Annotated in this window: 22 protein-coding genes; 9 read left to right on the top strand and 13 right to left on the bottom strand. The window is 72.4% G+C overall.

All coding sequences use genetic code 11. The annotated features are described in order from the left end of the window. Positions 1-4 precede the first annotated feature (4 nt). From ACSU6M_RS17525 to ACSU6M_RS17515, 3 genes are all read right to left on the bottom strand, one after another. Positions 5-310, bottom strand: coding sequence for a hypothetical protein (locus ACSU6M_RS17525; protein ID WP_437070672.1), 306 nt, complete (start codon positions 308-310; stop codon positions 5-7). Positions 311-458: 148 nt separating this feature from the next. Next, entirely contained in the window at positions 459-1049 is a 591-nt protein-coding gene (locus ACSU6M_RS17520; protein WP_437070670.1) for a TetR/AcrR family transcriptional regulator, read from the bottom strand. Next, positions 1046-2563: a 3-hydroxyacyl-CoA dehydrogenase gene (locus ACSU6M_RS17515; protein ID WP_437070669.1), complete on the bottom strand. Its 1518-nt coding sequence runs from the start codon at positions 2561-2563 to the stop codon at positions 1046-1048. Before ACSU6M_RS17515 ends, ACSU6M_RS17520 begins: the two co-directional genes overlap by 4 nt. Positions 2564-2723: 160 nt before the next feature. On the opposite strand from ACSU6M_RS17515, the gene paaN reads away from it, so the two are divergent. Continuing rightward, on the top strand, positions 2724-4415 hold the full coding sequence (gene paaN / locus ACSU6M_RS17510) for a phenylacetic acid degradation protein PaaN (protein WP_437070668.1): 1692 nt from the start codon (positions 2724-2726) through the stop codon (positions 4413-4415). On the opposite strand, the gene ACSU6M_RS17505 is transcribed toward paaN, so the two are convergent. Genes ACSU6M_RS17505 through ACSU6M_RS17495 form a run of 3 tightly spaced genes read right to left on the bottom strand, consistent with a single transcriptional unit; the run spans position 4412 to position 7586 of the window. After that, a complete protein-coding gene (locus tag ACSU6M_RS17505) occupies positions 4412-5152 on the bottom strand; it encodes a TrmH family RNA methyltransferase (protein ID WP_437070667.1) in 741 nt (246 codons plus the stop codon). The genes paaN and ACSU6M_RS17505 overlap by 4 nt on opposite strands. Continuing rightward, positions 5149-6444, bottom strand: a complete 1296-nt coding sequence (locus ACSU6M_RS17500) for an HTTM domain-containing protein (RefSeq protein WP_437070666.1) — start codon at positions 6442-6444, stop codon at positions 5149-5151. The genes ACSU6M_RS17505 and ACSU6M_RS17500 overlap by 4 nt, the downstream gene beginning before the upstream one ends. After that, positions 6441-7586, bottom strand: a complete 1146-nt coding sequence (locus tag ACSU6M_RS17495) for a DUF5819 family protein (RefSeq protein WP_437070665.1) — start codon at positions 7584-7586, stop codon at positions 6441-6443. The genes ACSU6M_RS17500 and ACSU6M_RS17495 overlap by 4 nt, the downstream gene beginning before the upstream one ends. Positions 7587-7877: 291 nt before the next feature. Here ACSU6M_RS17495 and paaA point away from each other — a divergent pair, with 291 nt between their 5' ends. The 6 genes from paaA to ACSU6M_RS17465 all read left to right on the top strand — a co-directional run bounded on the left by paaA (position 7878) and on the right by ACSU6M_RS17465 (position 12736). After that, on the top strand, positions 7878-8891 hold the full coding sequence (paaA, locus tag ACSU6M_RS17490) for a 1,2-phenylacetyl-CoA epoxidase subunit PaaA (RefSeq protein WP_437070664.1): 1014 nt from the start codon (positions 7878-7880) through the stop codon (positions 8889-8891). Continuing rightward, positions 8888-9175 (top strand): 1,2-phenylacetyl-CoA epoxidase subunit PaaB, encoded by a 288-nt coding sequence (gene paaB / locus ACSU6M_RS17485; protein ID WP_437070663.1) that lies wholly within the window; start codon positions 8888-8890, stop codon positions 9173-9175. Before paaA ends, paaB begins: the two co-directional genes overlap by 4 nt. Next, positions 9172-9891, top strand: a complete 720-nt coding sequence (gene paaC, locus ACSU6M_RS17480) for a 1,2-phenylacetyl-CoA epoxidase subunit PaaC (protein ID WP_437070662.1) — start codon at positions 9172-9174, stop codon at positions 9889-9891. Before paaB ends, paaC begins: the two co-directional genes overlap by 4 nt. Then, positions 9885-10418: a 1,2-phenylacetyl-CoA epoxidase subunit PaaD gene (gene paaD, locus ACSU6M_RS17475; protein ID WP_437070661.1), complete on the top strand. Its 534-nt coding sequence runs from the start codon at positions 9885-9887 to the stop codon at positions 10416-10418. The genes paaC and paaD overlap by 7 nt, the downstream gene beginning before the upstream one ends. Continuing rightward, positions 10418-11482 carry a 2Fe-2S iron-sulfur cluster-binding protein gene (locus ACSU6M_RS17470; protein WP_437070660.1) on the top strand — a complete coding sequence of 355 codons (1065 nt, stop codon included), beginning with the start codon at positions 10418-10420 and terminating at the stop codon, positions 11480-11482. The genes paaD and ACSU6M_RS17470 overlap by 1 nt, the downstream gene beginning before the upstream one ends. A gap of 117 nt (positions 11483-11599) precedes the next feature. After that, positions 11600-12736, top strand: a complete 1137-nt coding sequence (locus ACSU6M_RS17465; RefSeq protein WP_437070659.1) for an acyl-CoA dehydrogenase family protein — start codon at positions 11600-11602, stop codon at positions 12734-12736. Between the two features lie 101 nt (positions 12737-12837). Here ACSU6M_RS17465 and ACSU6M_RS17460 read toward each other — a convergent pair whose 3' ends face one another. The 7 genes from ACSU6M_RS17460 to ACSU6M_RS17430 all read right to left on the bottom strand — a co-directional run bounded on the left by ACSU6M_RS17460 (position 12838) and on the right by ACSU6M_RS17430 (position 21043). Next, positions 12838-13167 (bottom strand): rhodanese-like domain-containing protein, encoded by a 330-nt coding sequence (locus ACSU6M_RS17460; RefSeq protein ID WP_437075192.1) that lies wholly within the window; start codon positions 13165-13167, stop codon positions 12838-12840. Between the two features lie 71 nt (positions 13168-13238). Then, positions 13239-14090, bottom strand: coding sequence for a hypothetical protein (locus ACSU6M_RS17455; protein WP_437070658.1), 852 nt, complete (start codon positions 14088-14090; stop codon positions 13239-13241). Positions 14091-14228: 138 nt separating this feature from the next. After that, entirely contained in the window at positions 14229-15632 is a 1404-nt protein-coding gene (locus tag ACSU6M_RS17450) for a DUF2252 domain-containing protein (protein ID WP_437070657.1), read from the bottom strand. A gap of 143 nt (positions 15633-15775) precedes the next feature. Beyond that, positions 15776-17230 carry a M20/M25/M40 family metallo-hydrolase gene (locus tag ACSU6M_RS17445; protein ID WP_437070656.1) on the bottom strand — a complete coding sequence of 485 codons (1455 nt, stop codon included), beginning with the start codon at positions 17228-17230 and terminating at the stop codon, positions 15776-15778. Next, positions 17227-18111: a class I SAM-dependent methyltransferase gene (locus ACSU6M_RS17440; protein WP_437070655.1), complete on the bottom strand. Its 885-nt coding sequence runs from the start codon at positions 18109-18111 to the stop codon at positions 17227-17229. Before ACSU6M_RS17440 ends, ACSU6M_RS17445 begins: the two co-directional genes overlap by 4 nt. A 220-nt stretch (positions 18112-18331) precedes the next feature. After that, complete coding sequence (locus ACSU6M_RS17435; protein WP_437070654.1) at positions 18332-19144, bottom strand: AfsR/SARP family transcriptional regulator; 813 nt, start codon at positions 19142-19144, stop codon at positions 18332-18334. 378 nt (positions 19145-19522) lie between these two features. Then, positions 19523-21043 carry an MDR family MFS transporter gene (locus ACSU6M_RS17430; protein ID WP_437070653.1) on the bottom strand — a complete coding sequence of 507 codons (1521 nt, stop codon included), beginning with the start codon at positions 21041-21043 and terminating at the stop codon, positions 19523-19525. Between the two features lie 163 nt (positions 21044-21206). Here ACSU6M_RS17430 and ACSU6M_RS17425 point away from each other — a divergent pair, with 163 nt between their 5' ends. Then, complete coding sequence (locus tag ACSU6M_RS17425; protein WP_437070652.1) at positions 21207-21464, top strand: acyl carrier protein; 258 nt, start codon at positions 21207-21209, stop codon at positions 21462-21464. Then, positions 21461-21838: an antibiotic biosynthesis monooxygenase family protein gene (locus tag ACSU6M_RS17420; RefSeq protein WP_437070651.1), complete on the top strand. Its 378-nt coding sequence runs from the start codon at positions 21461-21463 to the stop codon at positions 21836-21838. The genes ACSU6M_RS17425 and ACSU6M_RS17420 overlap by 4 nt, the downstream gene beginning before the upstream one ends. The last annotated feature ends 39 nt before the right edge of the window (positions 21839-21877 follow it).

Raw genomic sequence — 21877 nt, 5'->3', positions numbered from 1 at the left:
GCCCTCAGTTCGCCGTCAGGGCCGCCCCCAGCGCCAGTGCGAACAGCGCCGGGAGCATCGCGCACCCCAGCCCGGCGACGGCGGCGGCCGTCCGCGGCCCGCGCAGGGCCCGGCGGTGGGGCGGCAGCCAGGCGAAAACGAGCAGACCGGCGGACCAGTAGAGGATGCCGCCGAAGGCCCCCGTGCCGTCCTGCGACCGGAACCACAGGAAATCCAGCACCAGGCACGGCAGACCGAGCAGGGAGGCCACGAGCGGCACCCGCCACCAGGTCGGGTGGGCGGTGCCGGGACGGTCGGGGTAGGGGGACATGCCCCCAGCCCATCACCGCCGGGCCGACGGGACATCGGCGGACGTACTCAAGTCGGCACGCGCGCGTGTACTCAGTACGTCGGCACACGCGCGTGCTCAGAACGCCGGCACACGCGCGTGCTCAGAACGCCGGCACACGCCCGTTCCCTCAGTCCGCCTGCCGCAGCCCCGCGAACGCCAACCGGACCACCGCGTCGGCCACTTCGCGCTCGCTCATGCCGCGCCCGTCGGGCCGGTACCACTCGACGATGGAGTTGACCATCCCGAAGACCAGCCGGGTGGCGAGCCGGAACTCCACGTCACCGCGCACATCGCCCTCGGCGGCGGCCGCCTTCAGCAGATCGGCCACCCGGTGGTCGAACTCGCGGCGCCGCTCCAGCGCCCAGCGCTCGGTGTCGGTGTTGCCGCGCACCCGCAGCAGCAGCGTCACATAGGGCAGTTCGGCGATGAGCACCTCGACCGTGCGCCGCACCACGTACTCCAGCCGGTCGGCGGCGCCCCCCACGCGCGCGTGCTCCTCCTCGAGGATCCCGAAGAGCCCGTCGAGCGCCCGGCTCACGGCGCGGCGCAGCAGCTCCTCCTTGCCGGCGACATGGTGGTAGATCGACGACTTGGAGATACCGGCCGCCTTGGACAGGTGCTCCATGGAGGTGCCGTCGTAGCCGCGCTCGTTGAAGACCCGGACGGCGACCGACAGCAGTGAGTCGGGGGTGTACGTGTCGCGCCTGGCGGTGGTCATGAGGTGCTCCCCTCCCGCTTGTCGGAGGCGTAGGCGTGGCGGTACAGCGCGAGGGACGGCGCGTAGCGGCCGGAGGGGTCGCGCTGGTGCAGGTCGTCCAGGAGGGCGCAGGCCCAGCTGCGGCCGAGCCTGCGGCTCCACTCGAAGGGGCCGAGCGGGTAGTTCACGCCGAGGCGCATCGCGGTGTCGATGTCCTCCTCGGTGGCCACGCCCTTGGCGACGGCGTCGTGCGCGAGGTCGACGATCCGCGCGACCGTACGGGCGACGATCATGCCGGGGACGTCCCCGATGACGCTGACCTTCTTGCCGAGCGCCTGGAACAGGCCGGTGGCCTCGGCGAGGGTCTGCGGCGAGGTGTCCTGGCAGGCCGACAGGGCGATCCGGGTCGCCCTGCGGTAGTCCAGCGCGAGGTCGAAGTAGACGACGTCCCGGAACTCCACCGAGGTCTGGCCGTCGGCGAGCACCAGCTGGCCGCCGCTGGGCAGCACCAGCCGGGTGCCGTTGTCCTCGTCCTCCTCGCGGACCTGGATGCCCGCCTCGGAGATCATCGCGAGCAGTTCGGAGGCGGGGCCCAGATCGCCCTCGGCGACGACGTGGGCGGGCGGCGGGGCCTGCTCGGCGGTGTGCGGTTCGGGGCGCTCGGCGCCGTCGGCGTAGTCGTACCAGCCGTGTCCGCTCTTGCGGCCGAGCCGGCCGGACTCCACCAGGCGGCGCTGGGCGAGGGAGGGCGTGAAGCGCACGTCCTGGAAGAAGGACTGCCACACCGAGTGGGTGACGGACTCGTTGACGTCCTGCCCGATCAGGTCGGTCAGTTCGAACGCGCCCATCTTGAAGCCGCCCGACTCGCGCAGCACCGCGTCGATGGTGGCCGGGTCGGCGCCCTGGGACTCGTAGACGGCGAACGCCTCGGCGTAGAAGGGCCGGGCGATGCGGTTGACGATGAAGCCGGGGGTGTCGGCGCAGGCGACCGGCGTCTTGCCCCAGGCGCGGGCGGTCTCGTACGCGCGCGTGGCCGAGGTGACGTCGGTGGCGAACCCGGAGACGACCTCGACCAGCGGCAGCAGCGGGGCGGGGTTGAAGAAGTGCAGGCCCACGAAGCGGCCGGGGTGGCGCAGCGCCCCGCCGATGGCGGTGACCGACAGGGACGAGGTGTTGGTGGCCAGCAGACAGTCGTCGGAGACGACGTCCTCCAGCGCGCGGAACAGCTCCTGCTTGGCGTCGAGCCGCTCCAGGATCGCCTCGACGACCAGCGTGCAGTCGGCGAGGGCGGTGAGCTCCTCCACCGGTTGCAGACGGGCGCGGGCGGCGTCCCGGTCGGCGGCGGTGAGCCGGTCCTTCTCGACGAGCCGGTCCAGGCGGGCGCCGATCGCGTCGGCCGCCTGCCGGGCCCGTCCGGGAGCGGCGTCGTACAGGCGTACGGGGTGGCCCGCGAGAAGTGCGACCTGGGCGATGCCCTGGCCCATGGTGCCGGTGCCGACGACTGCCACGGGGCTGCTGAGGTCGAGTGCTGTCATGTTCGCGATCCTCCCGCACGGGGTTTTCCACAGATGCGGCGGACCCCCTTGAACCGACCGATCGTTCGGTTACTCTAACTCTGACTGGCTGAACCTGCCCACGTTTCTCCACAGGTCAACGAGCTCGAGGAAGAGCTCAGGAACTAGGAGTTGGTCCCGTATGGCCGCCGAACTCACCGCGCACGAGCTGATCTCCCGGCACCGGCCCACCCTCGATCAGGCGCTGGAAGCCATCCGCACGCGCGCGTACTGGTCCCCGCACCCCGAGCACCCCAAGGGCTACGGCGAGAACGGCAGCCTGGACGCGGCCGCGGGCAAGGCCGCCTTCGACGCCCTCCTCGGCACCCGCCTCGACCTCGGCCAGCCCGGCACCGACGACTGGGTCGGCGGCGAGGTCTCCCCGTACGGCATCGAGCTGGGCATCACCTACCCGCACGCGGACATCGACGTGCTGCTGCCCGCCATGCAGGCCGGCCGGCGCGCCTGGCGCGAGGCGGGGGCGGAGCTGCGGGCCGCGGTCTGCGTCGAGATCCTCAAGCGGATCAGCGACCGCACCCACGAGTTCGCCCACGCGGTCATGCACACCTCCGGTCAGGCGTTCATGATGGCGTTCCAGGCGGGCGGCCCGCACGCCCAGGACCGCGGCCTGGAGGCGGTGGCCTACGCCTACGCGGAGCAGGTGCGCACGCCCGGCACCGCCGAGTGGACCAAGCCGCAGGGCAAGCGCGACCCGCTCGCGCTCACCAAGCAGTTCACGCCGGTCCCGCGCGGCATCGGCCTGGTCATCGGCTGCAACACCTTCCCGACGTGGAACGGCTTCCCGGGCCTGTTCGCCTCCCTGGCCACCGGCAACGCGGTCCTGGTCAAGCCGCACCCGCGCGCGGTGCTGCCGCTCGCGCTGACCGTGCAGGTCGCCCGCCAGGTGCTCACCGAGGCCGGCTTCGACCCGAACCTGGTCGCCCTGGCCGCCGAGCGCCCCGGCGAGGGCATCGCCAAGACGCTGGCCACGCGCCCCGAGATCCGGATCGTCGACTACACCGGTTCCACCGCCTTCGGTGACTGGCTGGAGGCCAACGCCCGCCAGGCGCAGGTGTACACCGAGAAGGCCGGCGTCAACACGGTGATCGTGGAGTCGACCGACAACTACAAGGGCATGCTGTCCAACCTGGCCTTCTCGCTGTCCCTGTACAGCGGGCAGATGTGCACCACCCCGCAGAACCTGCTGATCCCGCGCGAAGGCATCCGCACCGACGAGGGCCCCAAGTCCTACGACGAGGTCACCGCCGACCTCGCCCGCGCGGTCGACGGCCTGCTCGGCGACGACGCCCGCGCGAACGCGCTGCTCGGCGCGATCGTCAACCCGGACGTCAAGGCCCGTCTGGAGGCCGCCGCCGGGCTCGGCGAGGTCGCCCTCGCCTCCCGCGAGGTCGTCAACCCGGAGTTCCCGGACGCGGTCGTGCGCACCCCGGTGATCGTGAAGCTGGACGGTGCCAAGCCGGACGACGAGGCCGCCTACATGAGCGAGTGCTTCGGTCCGGTCTCCTTCGCCGTCGCCGTCGACTCCGCCGCCGACGCGGTGGAGCTGCTGCGGCGCACGGTCCGCGAGAAGGGCGCGATGACCGTCGGCGCGTACACCGTCGACTCCGAGGTCGAGCAGGCCGTGCAGGAGGTGTGCCTGGAGGAGGCGGCCCAGCTGTCGCTGAACCTCACGGGCGGCGTGTACGTCAACCAGACGGCCGCCTTCTCCGACTTCCACGGCTCCGGCGGCAACCCGGCGGCCAACGCGGCGCTGTGCGACGGCGCCTTCGTGGCCAACCGGTTCCGGGTGGTGGAGGTCAGGCGCGAGGCTTAGGCCCTGCCGTAGCTCCAGTGGTACAGCGTCATCGCCACGCTGGTGGCGAGGTTGTAGCTGGAGACCTGCGGGCGCATCGGCAGGGACACCAGATGGTCGGCACGCGCGCGCAGCTCGGCCGACAGGCCGCTGCGCTCCGACCCGAACGCGAGGACGGCGTCGTCCGGGAGCTTCACGCCCCGGATGTCGTCGCCCTCCGGATCGAGGGCGAACAGCGGCCCTGAGGGCAGTTCGGCCACGTCCAGGCGCTCCACGGCGGTCGCGAAGTGCAGGCCCGCTCCGCCGCGCACGACCGTGGGGTGCCAGGGGTCCAGGGTGCCGGTGGTGACCACGCCGGTCGCGCCGAACCCGGCGGCCAGACGGATCACCGCGCCCGCGTTGCCGAGGTTGCGCGGGTTGTCGAGGACCACCACGGGGGCGGTGCGCGGGGCGTGCGCGAGCCGCTCCAGGTGGGCCGCGCGGGACGGCCGTACGGCCAGGGCGGCCACCGCCGTGGGGTGCGGACGCGGCACCAGCGAGGCGTAGGTCCGCTGGTCCACCTCGGTCAGCAGCGCGTCCAGCGCCGCCCGCACATCGGGCGCCAGCTCGTCGGCCAGGGCGAGCGCCGCCGCGCGATCGGCGGTGACGGCGACCGGGACCTCGGCGCCGAAGCGCAGCGCGTGCTTGAGGGCGTGGAAGCCGTCGAGCAGGACGGAGGCGCCGGCCAGGCGGTGCCAGGCGTCCACAGGGTCGTTCATGCCGTGAAGCCTACGTGCGTCTGCTCGGGCGCCGGCGCGCTCGGTGGCGCGGCCGGTTCCTCCCGTCCGCCCCGGCGCGACAGCCGTCCCCGCGCGCGTGCCCCGAGGGCGCCGAGCCGGCGCAGGAACGTCGTGGGCAGGAACACCGCGTCCGCCGCGATCATGGCCAGGGAGAAGAACGGCAGCCCCAGCACGACGGCGATCACCGCGTGCTCGGTGATCATCAGGGCGAGCAGGACGTTCTTGAGCCGCCGGTTGAGCAGCGTGAACGGGAAGGCGACCTGCACCAGCACGGTCCCGTACGTCACCAGCATCACCAGGGTGCCGCTGGAGGACAGCAGGTCGGCGAGGGCGGGCCAGGGCGAGAAGTAGTCGAGGTGGAGCGGGTAGTAGACGGCCGTGCCGTCCTGCCAGCGCGAGCCCTGGATCTTGTACCAGCCGGCGGTGGCGTAGATCAGACACGCCTCGGCCATGATCACCAGCAGGGCGGCGTTGTGCAGGACGTTCGTCACGACGTCGAGCAGGATGCGCGGCTGCGCGGTCCTCGCGCGGCGCCCGACGAGCCACCACAGGCCCATCGCCGCCCACACCGCCCACAGCAGGGCCGGCACCATCCCCGGACCGTTGACCGCGGACTCCGCGAACGTCCACACCAGCCGGGGTGCGCCCATGCCCTCGGACCCGGCCGCCTCCAGCATCCAGTCGTCCCCGAGCTTCCCGGCGAGGGTCGCGGCGAGCAGTGCGACGCCGGACAGGCCCCACAGCGCCGGCCCCACCCGGTCCACGACCCGCTCCCCCCGCGCGCGTGCCGCCGCGCCGCGCCGCTCCCGGCGCGCGTCCAGCGACCACACCTGACCGCAGCGCGTGAACACCAGGTAGATGCTCATCAGATGCAGGACGTTGTCGCCGCCGTCGCCCATCAGCACGCTGCGGTTCTGCAGCGACAGCACGCCGAGCAGGAACAGCACGGACATCGTCCGGGTGCGCCAGCCGAGCATGAGCAGAGCGGCGGAGAGCACGGCCAGCAGATAGACCGACTCGAACCAGAACCCGCTGTCCGACCACATCAGGACCGTGAACGCATGGTTGAGGTCGATCAGCTGACGCCCGAGCTCCCAGCTCCACGGGGCGCTCGGGCCGTACATCTCGTGCCGGTGCGGAAACTCCCGCAGCAGGAACAGCAGCCAGGTCAGGGCGAAGCCGATACGGATCACGGCGGCCTGGTACGGACCGAGGGCCGCCTCCGTGACCCGGGCGATGGCGCCGGAGACGGCGAGGGAGAACCGGTTCACCGCAGGACCCCCTCGGCCTCGGCGCGCGACACCGTCCACCAGGGCAGCTCCCGGTGCATCGGCGTCAGCGACACCTTCTCCTCGCTCCACTTCGGCGGCGGCACGTTCTCCGTACGGGAGCGGAGCTGGACCATCTCGACGGTGCCGCCCGCCCCGATGTCACCCGACCGGTCCAGGCGCAGCACCGCGATACGGCGCAGATACGACTCGGCGAGCATGCCGCGCACCCCCGAGGGGCGGTTCTGGGCGTCGTGCGTGGCGAGGAAGAAGTCCCAGGCCCGGCGCAGCTCGTTCTGCTGGGTGTGGCTCGGCAGCGGATTGCCGTCGATCGCCCGGCCGTCCTGCGCCGACAGGTCCCGCCAGCCGGTCGTGCGCCGCTCGCCGTCCGCCGTCCGGACCTGGGCCCGGACCTGCACGGCGATGTTCTGCTGGAGCGGGTTCGGGGCGAAGAGCTTCCAGTTCTGCTCGAACTCCGGGTAGACCCACTTGTCGATGGTCTCCGCGTGCTTCTTCGACACCGTGTTCGACGGGGCCACGTGCAGGAACACCATCCCGAGGTGCACACACACGGCCACGGCGACGATCGCGAGGGTCAGCGCGACACCGACCCGATAGCGCAGGGACAGCGCGGCGACCCCCGTACGCGGTCCCTCAAGGGGTGCGGCGGGGGAGGAGACCCTGGCAGCGGGCACGGCGGCGGGGGCGGGCGCGGCCGCGGGAGCCTTGACCGCAGCCGGCACGGGCAGCTCGGGCCAGGGGTCCACGGGCGGCGCCGCAGGCGCGGGGCGAGCCTCCACCGGCGGCGACGCAGGCGCGGGGTCGGGCTCGGCGGGGGCGGCCTGGACGTCGGCACGCCCCGCCTCCGCGTCGGCGTGCCCCGCCTCGGCATCAGCGCTCCCCGCCTCCGCGTCTGCGTGCCCCTCCTCGGCATCAGCGCTCCCCGCCCCGACGTCTGCGTGCCCCTCCTCGGCATCAGCACTCCCCGCCCCGGCGTCAGCACCCCCGGCCTCCGCGTCGGCGCGCCCCTCCTCCGCGTCGAGGATCTCGGCGTCGGCACTCCCCGGCTCCGCGTCCGCGGGCTCGGCACCCCGGCCTATGCGCTCGGCGGCGCCGTCCGCGTCCTTCGCCTCGTGCGCGTCCATCACGCCCCGATTCCCCGACTTCCGATCTCAGCTGTGCCGGCCGCTCCGGCGTAGGTCCTACGGCGAGCAGGGCCCCGTACGCCCCGTGCACCACCCGGCACCGCCCCCGCGCTCGCACGCGGAACGGTACTGAGCCTCACCCGGACGGCGCAGCCCCCGGAGGGCCCCGCGGCCGGGCGGGTTATCCACAACGGTTGACACCTTACGGCGCCCGTCCCACCATGGAACCGCACGGACCGAACGATCGGTCGGGAGAAGCTCCGCGCAGAGCCCATGGTCGAGGGGGACCTCATGGCGACAGCAGCCGCGCACCAGACGGCCCGCACACCGGCGCACCAAGGCCCCGACGGCACCGACGCGGCCGCCGAGGCGTACCAGCGCGTCTTCGACGCGGCCGTGGAGGCCGACGAGCGCATCGAGCCGCGCGACTGGATGCCGGACGCCTACCGCGCCACGCTCGTACGCCAGATAGCGCAGCACGCCCACTCCGAGATCATCGGCATGCAGCCGGAGGCCAACTGGATCACCCGCGCGCCCTCGCTGCGCCGAAAGGCGATCCTGATGGCCAAGGTCCAGGACGAGGCGGGCCACGGGCTGTATCTGTACAGCGCGGCCGAGACCCTGGGCACCAGCCGCGACGAACTGCTCGACAAGCTGCACAGCGGCCGCCAGAAGTACTCGTCGATCTTCAACTACCCCACCCTGACCTGGGCGGACGTCGGCGCGATCGGTTGGCTGGTGGACGGCGCCGCGATCACCAACCAGGTGCCGCTGTGCCGCTGCTCCTACGGGCCGTACGCGCGCGCGATGGTCCGTATCTGCAAGGAGGAGTCCTTCCACCAGCGCCAGGGCTACGAGCTGCTGCTGGCGCTGAGCCAGGGCACCCCCGAGCAGCACGCGATGGCGCAGGACGCGGTGGACCGCTGGTGGTGGCCGTCGCTGATGATGTTCGGCCCGCCCGACGACGAGTCGCAGCACTCCGCGCAGTCGATGGCCTGGAAGATCAAGCGCCACTCCAACGACGAGCTGCGCCAGCGCTTCGTCGACATCTGCGTCCCCCAGGCCGAGTCCCTGGGCCTGACCCTGCCCGACCCGGACCTGAAGTGGAACGAGGAGCGGGGTCACTACGACTTCGGCCCCATCGACTGGACCGAGTTCTGGGACGTCCTCAAGGGCAACGGCCCGTGCAACGAACAGCGGATCAACCAGCGCAGGCGGGCCCACGAAGAGGGCGCGTGGGTGCGCGAGGCGGCCGCCGCGTACGCGGCCAAGCACCACGGTGAGCGCAAGGAGGCGCAAGGATGAGCACGTCCGACTGGCCGCTGTGGGAGGTCTTCGTGCGCTCGCGCCGCGGCCTGTCCCACACCCACGCCGGCAGCCTGCACGCGCCGGACGCGGAGTTCGCCCTGCGCAACGCCCGCGATCTGTACACCCGGCGCGGCGAGGGCGTGTCCATCTGGGTCGTGCCCTCCTCCGCGATCACCGCCTCCTCGCCGGACGAGAAGGACCCCTTCTTCGAGCCGGCCGCCGACAAGCCGTACCGGCACCCGACGTTCTACGAGATCCCGGAGGGGGTGAAGCACCTGTGACCGCCACCATCCCCACGACGGCCGCGCTCGCCCTCGGCGACGACGCGCTGGTGCTCTCCCACCGCCTCGGCGAGGGCATCGGCCACGCCCCCGTGCTGGAGGAGGAGGTCGCCCTCGCCAATATCGCCCTCGACCTGCTCGGCCAGGCCCGTGTGCTGCTGTCCATGGCCGGCGACGAGGACGAGCTGGCGTATCTGCGCGAGGAGCGGGCCTTCACCAACCTCCAGCTGGTGGAGCAGCCCAACGGCGACTTCGCCCACACCATCGCCCGCCAGCTGTACTTCTCCACCTACCAGCACCTGCTGTACACCGAACTGGCCGCGGGCGACGGCCCGTTCGTGCCGCTCGCCGCGAAGGCGGTCAAGGAGGTCGCCTACCACCGCGACCACGCCGAGCAGTGGACGCTGCGCCTGGGCGACGGCACCGAGGTCAGCCATGAGCGCATGCGGCGGGCCTGCGACGCGCTGTGGCGGTTCACCGGCGAGATGTTCCGCCCGGTGCAGGGCCTGGAGGTGGACGTGGCGGCCCTGGAGACCGCCTGGCTCGCCTCCGTCGAGGACGTGCTGCGCCGGGCCACCCTGACCGTGCCCGAGGGGCCGCGCACCGGCGCCTGGGCCGCCGGTGCCGGACGCGAGGGCCTGCACACCGAGTCGTTCGGCCGGATGCTCGCCGAGATGCAGCATCTGCACCGCAGCCACCCGGGGGCGTCATGGTGACCACCACCCCGCTGGAGGCCGAACTCCTCGCGCTGGCCGGATCGGTGCCCGACCCCGAGCTGCCCGTCCTCACCCTTGAGGAGCTGGGTGTCCTGCGCGCCGTGCACCTGCGCGGGGCGGACGCCGTCGAGGTCGAGCTGACCCCGACGTACACCGGCTGCCCGGCCCTGGAGACGATGGCGACCGACATCGAGCGCGTGCTGCACGAGCACGGGATGCGCGAGGTCACGGTCCGCACGGTGCTCTCGCCGGCCTGGTCCACGGACGACATCTCGGCCGAAGGACGCCGCAAACTGCGGGAGTTCGGCATCGCGCCCCCGCGCGTACGGCAGGGCGGCGGACCGGTGGCGGTGACGCTCGGCCCGACCCGGACAGCCGGACCCGACGGCGCGTCGGACACCGTCCACTGCCCGCACTGCGGCTCCGCCGACACCGAGCTGCTCACCCGCTTCTCGTCCACGGCGTGCAAGGCCCTGCGCCGCTGCCTGTCCTGCCGTGAACCCTTCGACCACTTCAAGGAGTTGTGATGGCCCGCTTCCACACACTCCCGGTGGCCGCGGTCGACCGGCTCACCGACGACTCCGTCGCCCTGACCCTCACCGTGCCCGAGGAGCTGCGCGAGTCCTACCGCTACGCCCCCGGCCAGCACCTGGCCCTGCGCCGGGTGGTCGACGGCGTGGAGATCCGGCGGACGTACTCGATCTGCGCCCCGGCGCCCGCGCCCGGCGAGCCCGGCCCGCGCACCCTGCGCGTCGGCGTGCGCCTCGTGGACGGCGGCGCGTTCTCCACGTACGCGCTGAAGGAGGTGAACATCGGCGACGAGCTGGAGGTGATGACCCCGGCCGGCCGTTTCACCCTCGACCCGGCGCCCGGACTGTACGCGGCGGTCGTCGGCGGCAGCGGCATCACCCCGGTGCTGTCGATCGTCTCCACGCTGCTGGCGCGCGAGCCGCGGGCGCGGTTCTGCCTGATACGCAGCGACCGTACGACGGCCTCGACGATGTTCCTGGAGGAGGTCGCCGACCTCAAGGACCGCTACCCGGACCGGTTGCAGCTGGTGACGGTCCTGTCCCGCGAGGAACAGCAGGCCGGGCTGCCCTCGGGCCGGCTCGACCAGGAGCGGCTGACCGGGCTGCTGCCGGCGCTGCTGCCGGTCGACGAGGTGGCGGGCTGGTTCCTGTGCGGGCCGTTCGGCCTGGTGCAGGGGGCGGAGCGGGCGCTGCGCGGGCTCGGGGTGGCGCGCGCCCGGATCCACGAGGAGATCTTCCACGTGGACGCGAGCCCCGCGCCCACGGCACGGGCCGGTGCCCCCGCGCACAGCACCGTCACCGCCCGGCTCGACGGCCGGGCCGGCACCTGGCCGGTGCAGGACGGCGAGTCCCTGCTGGAGACGGTCCTGCGCAACCGCCCCGACGCGCCCTACGCGTGCAAGGGCGGCGTCTGCGGCACCTGCCGGGCCTTCCTGGTCTCCGGCGAGGTCCGCATGGACCGCAACTTCGCCCTGGAACCGGAGGAGACGGAGGCCGGATTCGTCCTCGCCTGCCAGTCGCATCCGGCGACGGAGAAGGTGGAGCTGGACTTCGACCGCTGACGGGAGCCCCCGGAGGACCGGGCCGGGCATTCCCTTCTCCTGGAACCTGTTCTATCTTGACGCCCCGTCAGATCCGGCGCTGTGCCGGACCGGCGGAGGCGGCGGGAGGACGGGACCGTGGACTTCACCTTCAGCGAGGAGCAGCTGGCGGCCGCGGAGGCGGCGCGCGGGGTGTTCACCGGCGTCGTGCCCGACTCCGTGCCCTCTCCCGCCGTCACCCGGGGCGCCGTCGCCGACGGCTTCGACCGGGCGCTGTGGGCCAGGCTCGCCGAGGCGGACCTGCTGAGCCTGCTGCTGGGCGCCGAGCACGGCGGGGCGGGCCTGGACGCGGTCGCCCTGTGCCTGGTGCTGCGCGAGTCCGCGAAGTCGCTGGCGCGGGTGCCGCTCCTGGAGAACTGCGCGGCCGCGGCGGCCCTCCAGGCGTACGCCGACCCCGAGTTGACGTCCGGGCTGCTTCCCGCGACCGGCCGCGGCGAGACCGTGCTGACCGTCGCCGCGCACGGCCGCACCGGCCACGACCCGGCCGAACGGGCCGTCACCGCCCGCTGGGACGGTGGGGAGTGGCTGCTGGAGGGCGTGCAGACCGCGGTGCCGTGGGCGCACGACGCCGATCATGTCCTCGTGCCCGCGCACACCGCCGACGACCGCACCGTCCTCGCCCTGGTCCCCCGCGGACGCCCCGGCACCACCCTCGCCGAGCAGATCTCCACCACCGGCGAACGCCTCGGGCACCTGCGCCTGGACGCGGCCCGCCTCCCCGAGCACCACGTCGTCGAGACGGCCGGCGCCTGGGAGTGGCTGCGCGATCTGCTCGCCACCGGTACATGCGCGCTGGCCCTGGGGCTCGGCGAGCGCGTGCTGCGGATGACGGCCGACCACGCCGGCGCACGGAAGCAGTTCGGGCATCCGCTCGCCACGTTCCAGGCGGTCGCCGTGCAGGCCGCCGACCGCTACATCGACCTGCGCGCCATGGAGGTCACCCTCTGGCAGGCGGCCTGGCGGATCGCCTCGGGGGCGCCGGGCGCGCTGCCCGTGCGCGGCGATGTGGCCGTCGCCAAGATCTGGGCGGCCGAGGGCGTACGACGGGTCGTGCAGACCGCCCAGCATCTGCACGGCGGCTCGGGCGCCGACGTGGACCACCCGCTGCACCGCTATCACGCCTGGGCCAAGCACCTGGAGCTGTCGCTCGGCCCGGCGGCCGCCCACGAGGAGACCCTGGGCGACCTCCTGGCCGCCCACCCGCTCGGCGGCTGAGGCGGCCGGACGGCCGGGACGTCACGGACGCCACCGACGTCACGGCAGCCACGGACGTCACGGACGCCACAAGGTCACAGACGTCCGGAGGTCGCCGGACGTCACAGGACGAATCCGGGCTTCCCCTCGTCCGTCACCACGGGACGGCCCGCGGCCTCCCACACCTGCATGCCGCCGTCGACGTTCACCGCGTCGATGCCCTGCTGGACGAGGTACATGGTGACCTGCGCCGAGCGCCCGCCCGAGCGGCAGATCACATGGACCCGGCCGTCCTGCGGCGCGGCCTCGGTCAGCTCGCCGTACCGGGCGACGAACTCGCTGATCGGGATGTGCAGCGCGCCCGCGGCGTGACCGGCCCGCCACTCGTCGTCCTCACGGACGTCCAGCAGGAAGTCGTCGTCCTTGAGGTCCGCGACCTCGACCGTGGGCACTCCAGCTCCGAAACTCATGCCTCCGACGCTACCCGAACCCCGGCCGCCGCTGTCCCGGAAGCCCGGCCCCGCTATCCGCGCAGCTCGGCCAGCTCCGTCTCCCGCTTGGCGACCTCCGCCAGCAGCTGCTCGGCGATCTCCTCCAGCAGCCGGTCGGGATCGTCCGGCGCGAGGCGCAGCATGGAGCCGATGGCGCCCTCCTCCAGCTCGCGGGCGACCACGGCGAGCATCTCCTTGCGCCGGGCCAGCCAGTCCAGGCGGGCGTACAGCTCCTCGCTGCGGCTCGGGCCGCGCTCGGCGGGCGCGGGGCCCTTCGCCCATTCCTCGGCCAGCTCCCGCAGCTCGGCCTCGTCGCCCCGGGCGTAGGCGGCGTTCACGCGGCTGAGGAACTCCTCACGCCGCTTGCGCTCGCCTTCCTCCTGCGCCAGGTCCGGGTGGGCCTTGCGGGCCAGCTCGCGGTAGAGCTTGCGGGCCTCCTCGCTGGGCCGCACCCGCGCCGGGGGCCGCACCGGCTGGCCGGTGAGCATCGCCGCGGCCTCCGGGAACAGCCCGTCGCCGTCCATCCAGCCGTGGAACAGCTCCTCGACGCTGGGCATCGGCAGCACCCGCGCGCGCAGCTCCTGCGCCCGGCGCAGATCCTCGGGGTCTCCGGTGCGGGCCGCACGCGCCTCGGCTATCAGCGCGTCCAGCTCCTCCAGCCGGGCGTACATGGGGCCGAGCCGCTGGTGGTGCAACCGGGAGAAGTTGTCGACCTCGATACGGAAGGTCTCCACCGCGATCTCGAACTCGATCAGCGCCTGCTCGGCCACCCGCACGGCCCGTTCCAGCCGCTCCTCGGGGGTCTCCGGGGACGTACCGCCATCAGGCGCCACACCGGTCCCACCGGCCACGCCACCACCCTGCTCAGCTTCCGGGCTCGTCACCCGACCAGCGTAGGCCACGCCTCCACGACCTCCGGAATCCCAGAATCCGCCCCGAGCACCACAAGCCCTGACACACCTGTCAGGCCCAGCACCACGGTTCGCCCACTCAGCGCCACGGTCGCACCACCGCCCCCACCGTCACACCCCGGTCTCCGCCGCGATCCGCCCCGCCCGTACCCCGGCGACCAGTTCCGCGTGATCCGCCTCGGTGCGGTCGGCGTAGGCGACGGCGAACGCGGCGATCGCCTCGTCCAGCTCCTCGTTCTTGCCGCAGTAGCCGGCGATCAGCCGCGGGTCGGCGCTGTGGGAGTGGGCGCGGGCGAGCAGCGCGCCGGTCATCCGGGCGTAGTCGTCGATCTGGTCGGGCGCGAGCGCGGCCGGGTCGACGCTGCCCTTGCGGTTGCGGAACTGCCGCACCTGGAAGTCCCGCCCGTCGACGGTGGTCCAGCCCAGCAGGATGTCGCTGACGACCTGCATCCGCTTCTGCCCGAGCACCACCCGGCGGCCCTCGTGCGGGACGTCCGGCACCTTCACCCCGGCCGTGGCCAGGTGCGGCAGCAGCGCGGAGGGGCGGGCCTCCTTCACCTGGAGGACCAGGGACTCCCCGCGATGGTCCAGCAGCAGCACGACGTAGGAACGCGTGCCCACACTGCCGGTGCCGACGATGCGGAACGCCACGTCCTGCACGGCGTACCGGGCGAGCAGCGGAAGCCGGTCCTCGGAGAGCGTGCCGAGGTACCCCTCCAGGGACGCCGCCACGGCCGCCGCCTCGGCGTCGGACACCCGCCGCAGCACCGGTGGGGCGTCCACGAAGCGGCGCCCGCCGTCGGGGGTCCGCTCGGTGGAGCGGGCCGCGAAGCGCCCGCTGGTGTTGGCCCGCGCCTTGGCCATGACCCGCTCCAGCGTGCCGAGCAGATCATGGGCGTCGGTGTGGGAGACGAGCTCCTCGTCCGCGATGGCGTTCCACGCGTCCAGCGCGGGCAGCCTGGCCAGCAGCCGCATGGTGCGGCGATAGGCGCCGGCCGCGTCATGGGCGGCCGCACGGCAGGTGTCTTCGTCGGCGCCGGCCTCCCGGCCCGCGAGCACCAGCGAGGCGGCGAGCCGCTTGAGGTCCCACTCCCAGGGGCCCACCACGGTCTCGTCGAAGTCGTTGAGATCGATGACCAGGTCGCCGCGGGCATCGCCGTACAGCCCGAAGTTGGCCGCGTGGGCGTCCCCGCATATCTGGGCGCGGATCCCGGTCGTCGGCGTACGGGCCAGATCGTGGCCCATCAGCCCGGCGGAACCGCGCAGGAAGGCGAAGGGCGTCGCGGCCATGCGGCCCACCCGTATCGGCGTGAGCTCGGGTATCCGGCCGCGGCCGGACTCCTCCACCGCGCTCACCGCGTCCGGCCGCGCGGCGTCCGGTTCGAGCACGGCTTGCGCCCGGCGCGGCACCTTCCGCCGCAGCTCCTTGCCGTCCTCCTTCGCCGACCCCGCGTCCGGCCACTCGGCGAACCCCCGCACCCGCGGCACCCGCCGCCCCACCCCGGCCCCGGTCATGCCGACCCCTCCCCCGCACGCACATCCGCGCACGACACGAACACTTCTGCGTGCCGACCGTACAACCGGTGGCCGAAACCCGTCAGTCCATGTCCACGCGAAACGGCCGCCACCGCTGCGGTGACGACCGCTTCGTCCGCGCACTAACCCCGCGCTCTGCCCGCGCCCGCCGCGACGAAGGACCCGAACATGCGGTAGAGCAACTCCGCCCCTTGCCTCAGGGCCGCCACGCTCACCCGTTCGTCATTGCCGTGCATGGCGGTCAGCGTCGGGTTGTCCACCACGTACGGATACATGCCGTACACCGGGATCCCCCGGTCCTGCCAGGGCTTTCCGCTGGTGCCGCCCTCGAACACGGCGGGCACCGCGGGGATCCCCGGATGGGTTCGCGCCACGGCCCGCCGCCAGGCGTCGAAGAGGTCGGAGTCGGTGGGGCTGGGCCGGGCCCGCCAGTCCCGGTTCCACCGGGCGAGGGTGTCGGCGGGTTTCTCCCCGGGCGGGCCGACCAGGTCCATGCGGATGCCGGGGTACTCCCTGACGATCTCGCCGATGTGGTCGAGTACGTCCTGAGGCGGCTGGCCGCCCGGAGTGAACCGCAACTGCAGCAGCGCCGACGCCCGGCCGGGAATGACGTTGGCGCGCAGCCCGCCGTCCTGGGCGACGAGCGCGATGGTGGCGCGCAGCATCGCGTTGTGCAGTCCCGGATACGCGGTTCTGCTCAGCACGGCGTCGGCCGCCGCGTCGCGTTCGGCCTGGTCGCCGGCCTTGTCGGCGTCCAGCAGGCGGTGGACGGCGGCGGTGAGTTCCGGGTCGCGGGTGGCTCGGGCCAGCGCCGTGAAGTAGTCGCGGCTCAGGGGCGTGAGGACCACCGGGAGCTGTGTGCGCGAGACGGCGTGCACCACCGCGGCGAGCCGGGCGATGGCGGAGTCCGGCAGCGGGCGGGAGGAGTGGGTGGCCGTGCCGGAGGCGGTCAGGCGCACCGCGCCGAAAGTGCGGTCGACGCAGGTCAGGGACGCCAGCATTGCGGTGCGGCCGTCCTCGCCGGCCAGGGTCCAGCCGCCCTCGGTCAGCACGGCTCCGGCGTCCACCCGGTCCCAGTGGTGTTCGGTCAGCCAGCGGGTTCCGTACCAGCCGCCCTCCTCGTCGCAGTCCGAGAGGAAGATGATGTCGCGGTCGAACCGGGCCCCTTCCCGTACGTGGCGCAGGAGGGCGTGCATGAAGGCGGCACCCGCCCCCTTCATGTCGAGGCTGCCGCGTCCCCACAGGAAGCCGTCGGCGATCTCGGCCGCGAAGGGAGGGCGCTGCCAGTCCTCGGGGCGGGTGGACACCACGTCGGAGTGGGAGAGCACCAGCAGCGGCGGCCGCTCCCCGGTGCCGGGGATGCGGGCCAGGAAGTGGACGTTCCCGGGCTTCGGGGTCTCGATGATCTCGGTCGCGACGCCGGCGTGCCGCCAGATCCGGTCCAGGGTGCGGGCCAGTGGCAGGGTGTCCGCGCCTTCGCCGTCGTGCGAGGTGTCGTACCGGACCATCGTGCGGGCCAGCGAGACGACATCGATGTCGTCGGGGGCGTGTGCCTCCGGCTCGGATCGCACGGTCACCGTCCCTCCCGCGAGCCGGACGCCGCGGCGGCTCCTGGGCCGGACGGCCTGCGGGCGTGGACGAAGCGCACGACGACGGGCAGGGAGATACGGCCGTCCGGCCCGCGTCGTTCGTCGAAGACGGCCTCGATCCTCCGCCGGGCGGCGAGGGCGTCGGCTCCGCGCAGGTTGTCCCAGGCGGCGCGCAGGCCGGTGGACATCGTCCAGGTGATCCAGTCCGCCCCCGAGCCGACGGACATCTCGTGGGCCTCCTCGGTCACCGCCACCTCGGTGAAGCCGAGCCGGGTCAGGGCCGAGGAGATGCTCTCCGCCGAGTCGGACCAGGGTGCCCGTCCTCGCTCCCGCGGGTCGGGGCCGGGCGGGAAGTGCGGGGCCAGGACGGCGAAGGCGGCCGGGGGGACGAAGGGCGGGAGGCCGTCCTCGTCCACCAGGTCGCTGTAGACGAGCCGCCCGCCCGGGACGAGCAGGGGGAGGTAGGCCCCGAGTACGTCGGGAGCGCCCGGCAGATGCATCACGCTGAAGCCGCCCAGCACCGCGTCGAACGACTCGGGGGCGAACTGCGGGCTCTCGGCATCCATATGACGTACCGTCACATTGCGCCAGCCCCGCTCGGCGGCCTCCGCCGCGGTGTGGCGCACCATCGCGGGCGCGATGTCGACGCCGGTGACGGAGCCGTCCGGCCCGACGGCCTCACGGGCGGGGAACGTACACGCCCCCCGGCCGCATCCGAGGTCGAGTATCCGCTCGCCGGGGCGTAACTCCGCCCGGGCGACCAGCCGTCGGCCCAGTGGCGTGAAGAAGTCCACCGGGGAGCGGTCGAAGTCCGCTGCCGCGCGGTCGAAGGTGTCGGAAATGGCGGACTTGTGCTGGGTCACATCCATGACAGTGCCTCCTGCATGGCCGGGAAAGGGGTGTCCTCGTGGCGGGGCTCACTGCGCTCGTGGCAGGTCTCACCGCGCTCGTGGCGGGGCTCACCGCGCTCATGGCAGGTCTCACCGCGCTCGTGGCGGGGCTCAACCGCATGCGCGGCGGGGCTCACCGCATGCGTGGCCGGGCTCACCGCATGCACGGCGGGGCTCAGTACACGCGCGGTCGGGCTCACTACAGCGGGACCGACTCGCGCGTCCGGGGCGATGAGAGGTCGTCGTGCAGGACGCGCTCGTACAGCTCGCGCAGTTCGCCGCAGGGGTCCATCCCGAACTCCTCCACCAGGCGCGAGCGCAGCTGGTGATAGACCAGGATGGCCTCGCTGCGGCGCCCGGCGAGGCACAGGACGGTCATCAGCCGGTGGCAGACCCCCTCGTTGAGGGGATCTGCCACCAGTAACGAGCTGAGTTCGCCGATGAGTTCGTGGTACGGGCGGCCGGCGAGCAGATCCGCCTCGATCCTCCCCTCCAGTGCCGCGTGCCGGTCCTCCTCCAGGCGCACCGCGTGCATCTGCAGGGGGCGCCCGAGGCTCACGTCGGCGAGGGCGGGTCCCCGCCACAGGCTCAGGGCCCGACCGAGCAGCTCACTGGCCTCGCGCGGCCGGCCGTCCCGGAGGGCGGCACGTCCCGCCGCGGACAGCCGCTGGAACGCCAGCACGTCCAGGGCGTCCTCGTCGATGCGAAGGACGTAGCTGGACGCACCGGTGACGATGAACCGGTATTCCTGCCCGGTGGCGTCCCACTCCGTACTCGCGAGGTCGTCGAGCACGGAGAAGTGGCGCCGCAGCTGGAAGATGTAGGTCTGGAGGGTGCGGATCGCGCTGGCCGGGGGCCGTTCGTCCCACAGTTCTTCCACGAGCATCGAGGTGGGGACCGGCTGGTTGGCGTGGAGGAGCAGGAGAGCCAGGACCTTGCGCGGTTTGGGCGCAGTCGGTACGGAAAGACAGTCGTGTTTGACCGCCATGGGGCCGAGCAGGCGAAATTCCATGGTCTTTCCTCCGGGAAGGTTTTACCTCTGTGCGAGGAGACACCCCAGCGCGGAAGGACTGTTTTTGACACGGCAGAGCGCACCGCCCTGCTCCTGGGCTCGACCGCGCACGACGGCACACCCGTGCGCTATCAGAACACCGCCCAGAAAAGCTTCCGCGCTGACTCGTTCATAGTGAACGTATCACGTTACCCCGGAAGAACAATCTGGCACGTGAGATTCCCGACTCCGCTTGCTCGGAATGCATCATTCCGATTGTTTGCGGGTATATATGGGCCCGACATCCGGCCCCCCGGACTAGGGGGATGGCTGGAACAGTCCCTTCACTCCTGCACCCGCCAAGGATATGCTACGCGGCCCCGCAAAGGCCGATCATTTTCATTTTCCTTCGCTCTGCTCGGCCTCCTTGGACTGCTTCGGAAGCTTGAGCAGCAGCGCCAGAATCAGGGCGACCACGAGAACGGACGTGGCCACCAGGAATACCCGGTCGACCGCGGCGTCGTAGGCGTTCAGAACGGTTTCTCGAAGGCTTCCGCTCATCCCATGGACGTTCTCCGGCTGCTGCGCCAATTCCACCTGCTCGTCATCCAGCTCGGACAGGTCGGAGACGAGGCGCGCATGGAAGATCGCATTGAACGCCGCGAGGCCCAGCGACCCGCCCAGTTGCCGGCTGAGGGTCTGCAGCGAGACGGCGGCCCCCAGGTCCTTCATCGGCGAGTTGTTCATCACGGCGAGCGCGTACACCTGGGTCATCAGCCCGAGGCCGATGCCGATCAGCACCGTGTAGGCCAGCGAGACCAGCCTGTCCGTGTCCGGGGTGAGGGTGATGAGCATGGCCATCCCCACGCCGGTGACCGCCACACCGCCGGCACCGAACCACTTCTCGTTGCCGAACTTGACCATCAACGGGCTGGCGCACAGGGCGGCGATCACGATGCCGACGGTCAGCGGCAGCAGCAGGAGGCCGGAGTCCGTGGCAGAGCTTCCGGTGGTCACCTGAAGGAAGATCGGCAGGAACATCAGGGCGCCGAACATCGCGGTACCGGAGGCGAACGCCTGGGCGTTGGAGATGTTGAGGATGGGCCGGCGCAGCAGGTAGAGGGGCACGATCGGCTCCGCGGCGCGGCGCTCGACCAGCCCGAGCCCCACGATCAGGGCCACGGTGCCCGCGATGAGGGAGAGGATCAGCGGATCCCCCCATCCGTACTCGGTGCCGGCCCAGCTGGAGATCAGCACCAGACCGGTGGCCACTCCGCCCACCAGGAGGGCGCCGGAGTAGTCGATCTTCGGCCGGGTGGCGCGCCGGTCGAGCTTGAGCGTGGTGAGGATCAGCAGCAGGGACACCGCCCCGATGGGGACGTTGATGTAGAAGATCCACCGCCAGCCCCAGGTGTCGGTGACATAGCCGCCGACGAGCGGACCGAGGGCGGCGAACCCGGTCAGGGCGGTGGAGAAGTACCCCTGGTACCGGGTCCGCTGCTGCGGAGTGAGCAGCTCGGTGTAGAGCGCCATGGCGGAGACGATGAACCCGCCCGCGCCCACACCCTGGACGGCCCGGTAGAGGGAGAGCTCGACCATGGACTGCGCCGCGCCGCTGAGCACCGACCCGGCCAGGAACGCGCCCATGGCGAAGACGAACACCGGCTTGCGGCCGAAGAGGTCGCCGAACTTGCCGTACAGCGGTGTGGTGACGGTGGCGGCCAGGGTGTAGGCCGTGGCCACCCAGAAGAAGGAGCCCAGCGCGCCGAACTCGTCGATGATCACCGGCATCGCGGTCGCGGTGATGTTCATGTCGAGCATGGCCAGCAGCTGCGCCAGCAGGACGCCGACCAGCGGCAGCAGTACACGGCGCCCGGCCGTCGGCGTGTCCTCCGCCGGGCGCTGACTCTCGGTTTTCACTTCGGACACGGTCCCTCCGATATATGCGTGACGAACACATATTAGTCCCCGGAGGTCGGGGCGCAACCCCGGCACGCCCGCCGCGCACCGGCCTCGGCCAGGACTCCAAGGAGCGCTGACCCGCGACCGGGATGCTCGGGGCAACCGGGAGGAGGCTCAGACGATGAGTGCATTCACACTCGACGACCTGTTCCGCATCATCCGTTCCGCCACGGGGGAACCCCTGGACTCGGCCCCGCCGGAGGAACTCCAGGACACCGCGTTCGGCGATCTGGGCGTCGACTCGCTCGCCCTGCTGGAGACGGCGACCCGGGTGGAACTGGAGACCGGCGTGGCCGTACCGGAGTCCGAGGTACCCGAACTCTCCAGCCCCAGGCTGTTCCACGACTACGTCGTCCAGCAGCTCAAGGAGTCGGCATGACCACGGCACGAGCGGCGGCGGACACGGGCGGCGGCCGCACCGGCTCCGGGGTCTTCCGGGTACTGCTGCGCATGGAGATCCACCCGGGCAGGGAGCGCGAGTTCGAGGAGACGTGGCTCAGTGTCGGAGAGGCGGTGACCAGCCGTCCCGGCAATGTCGCCCAGTGGCTGCTGCGCGAGGCGGCCGAGGAGGACGGAGCCGAGGGCAGCGTCTACTACATCGTCAGCGACTGGACGGACGAGCCGAGTTTCCGGGCCTTCGAGAGCAGCGCGGCACACGTCCGCCACCGCGAGCTGCTCCATCCGTACCGGGGCGCCGGCTCGATGACGACGATGCGGATGGTCTACGAGCTGCGTGGCGCGGGCGCCGGCTGAGTCCGTGCTCACGCCTCGGGGCGGGCGGCCGAGGACACC

Source organism: Streptomyces sp. enrichment culture (assembly GCF_964272895.1).
GTDB lineage: Bacteria > Actinomycetota > Actinomycetes > Streptomycetales > Streptomycetaceae > Streptomyces.
The sequence above is the reverse complement of the archived record's forward strand: the minus strand, read 5'-3'. Positions and strand labels throughout refer to the sequence as shown.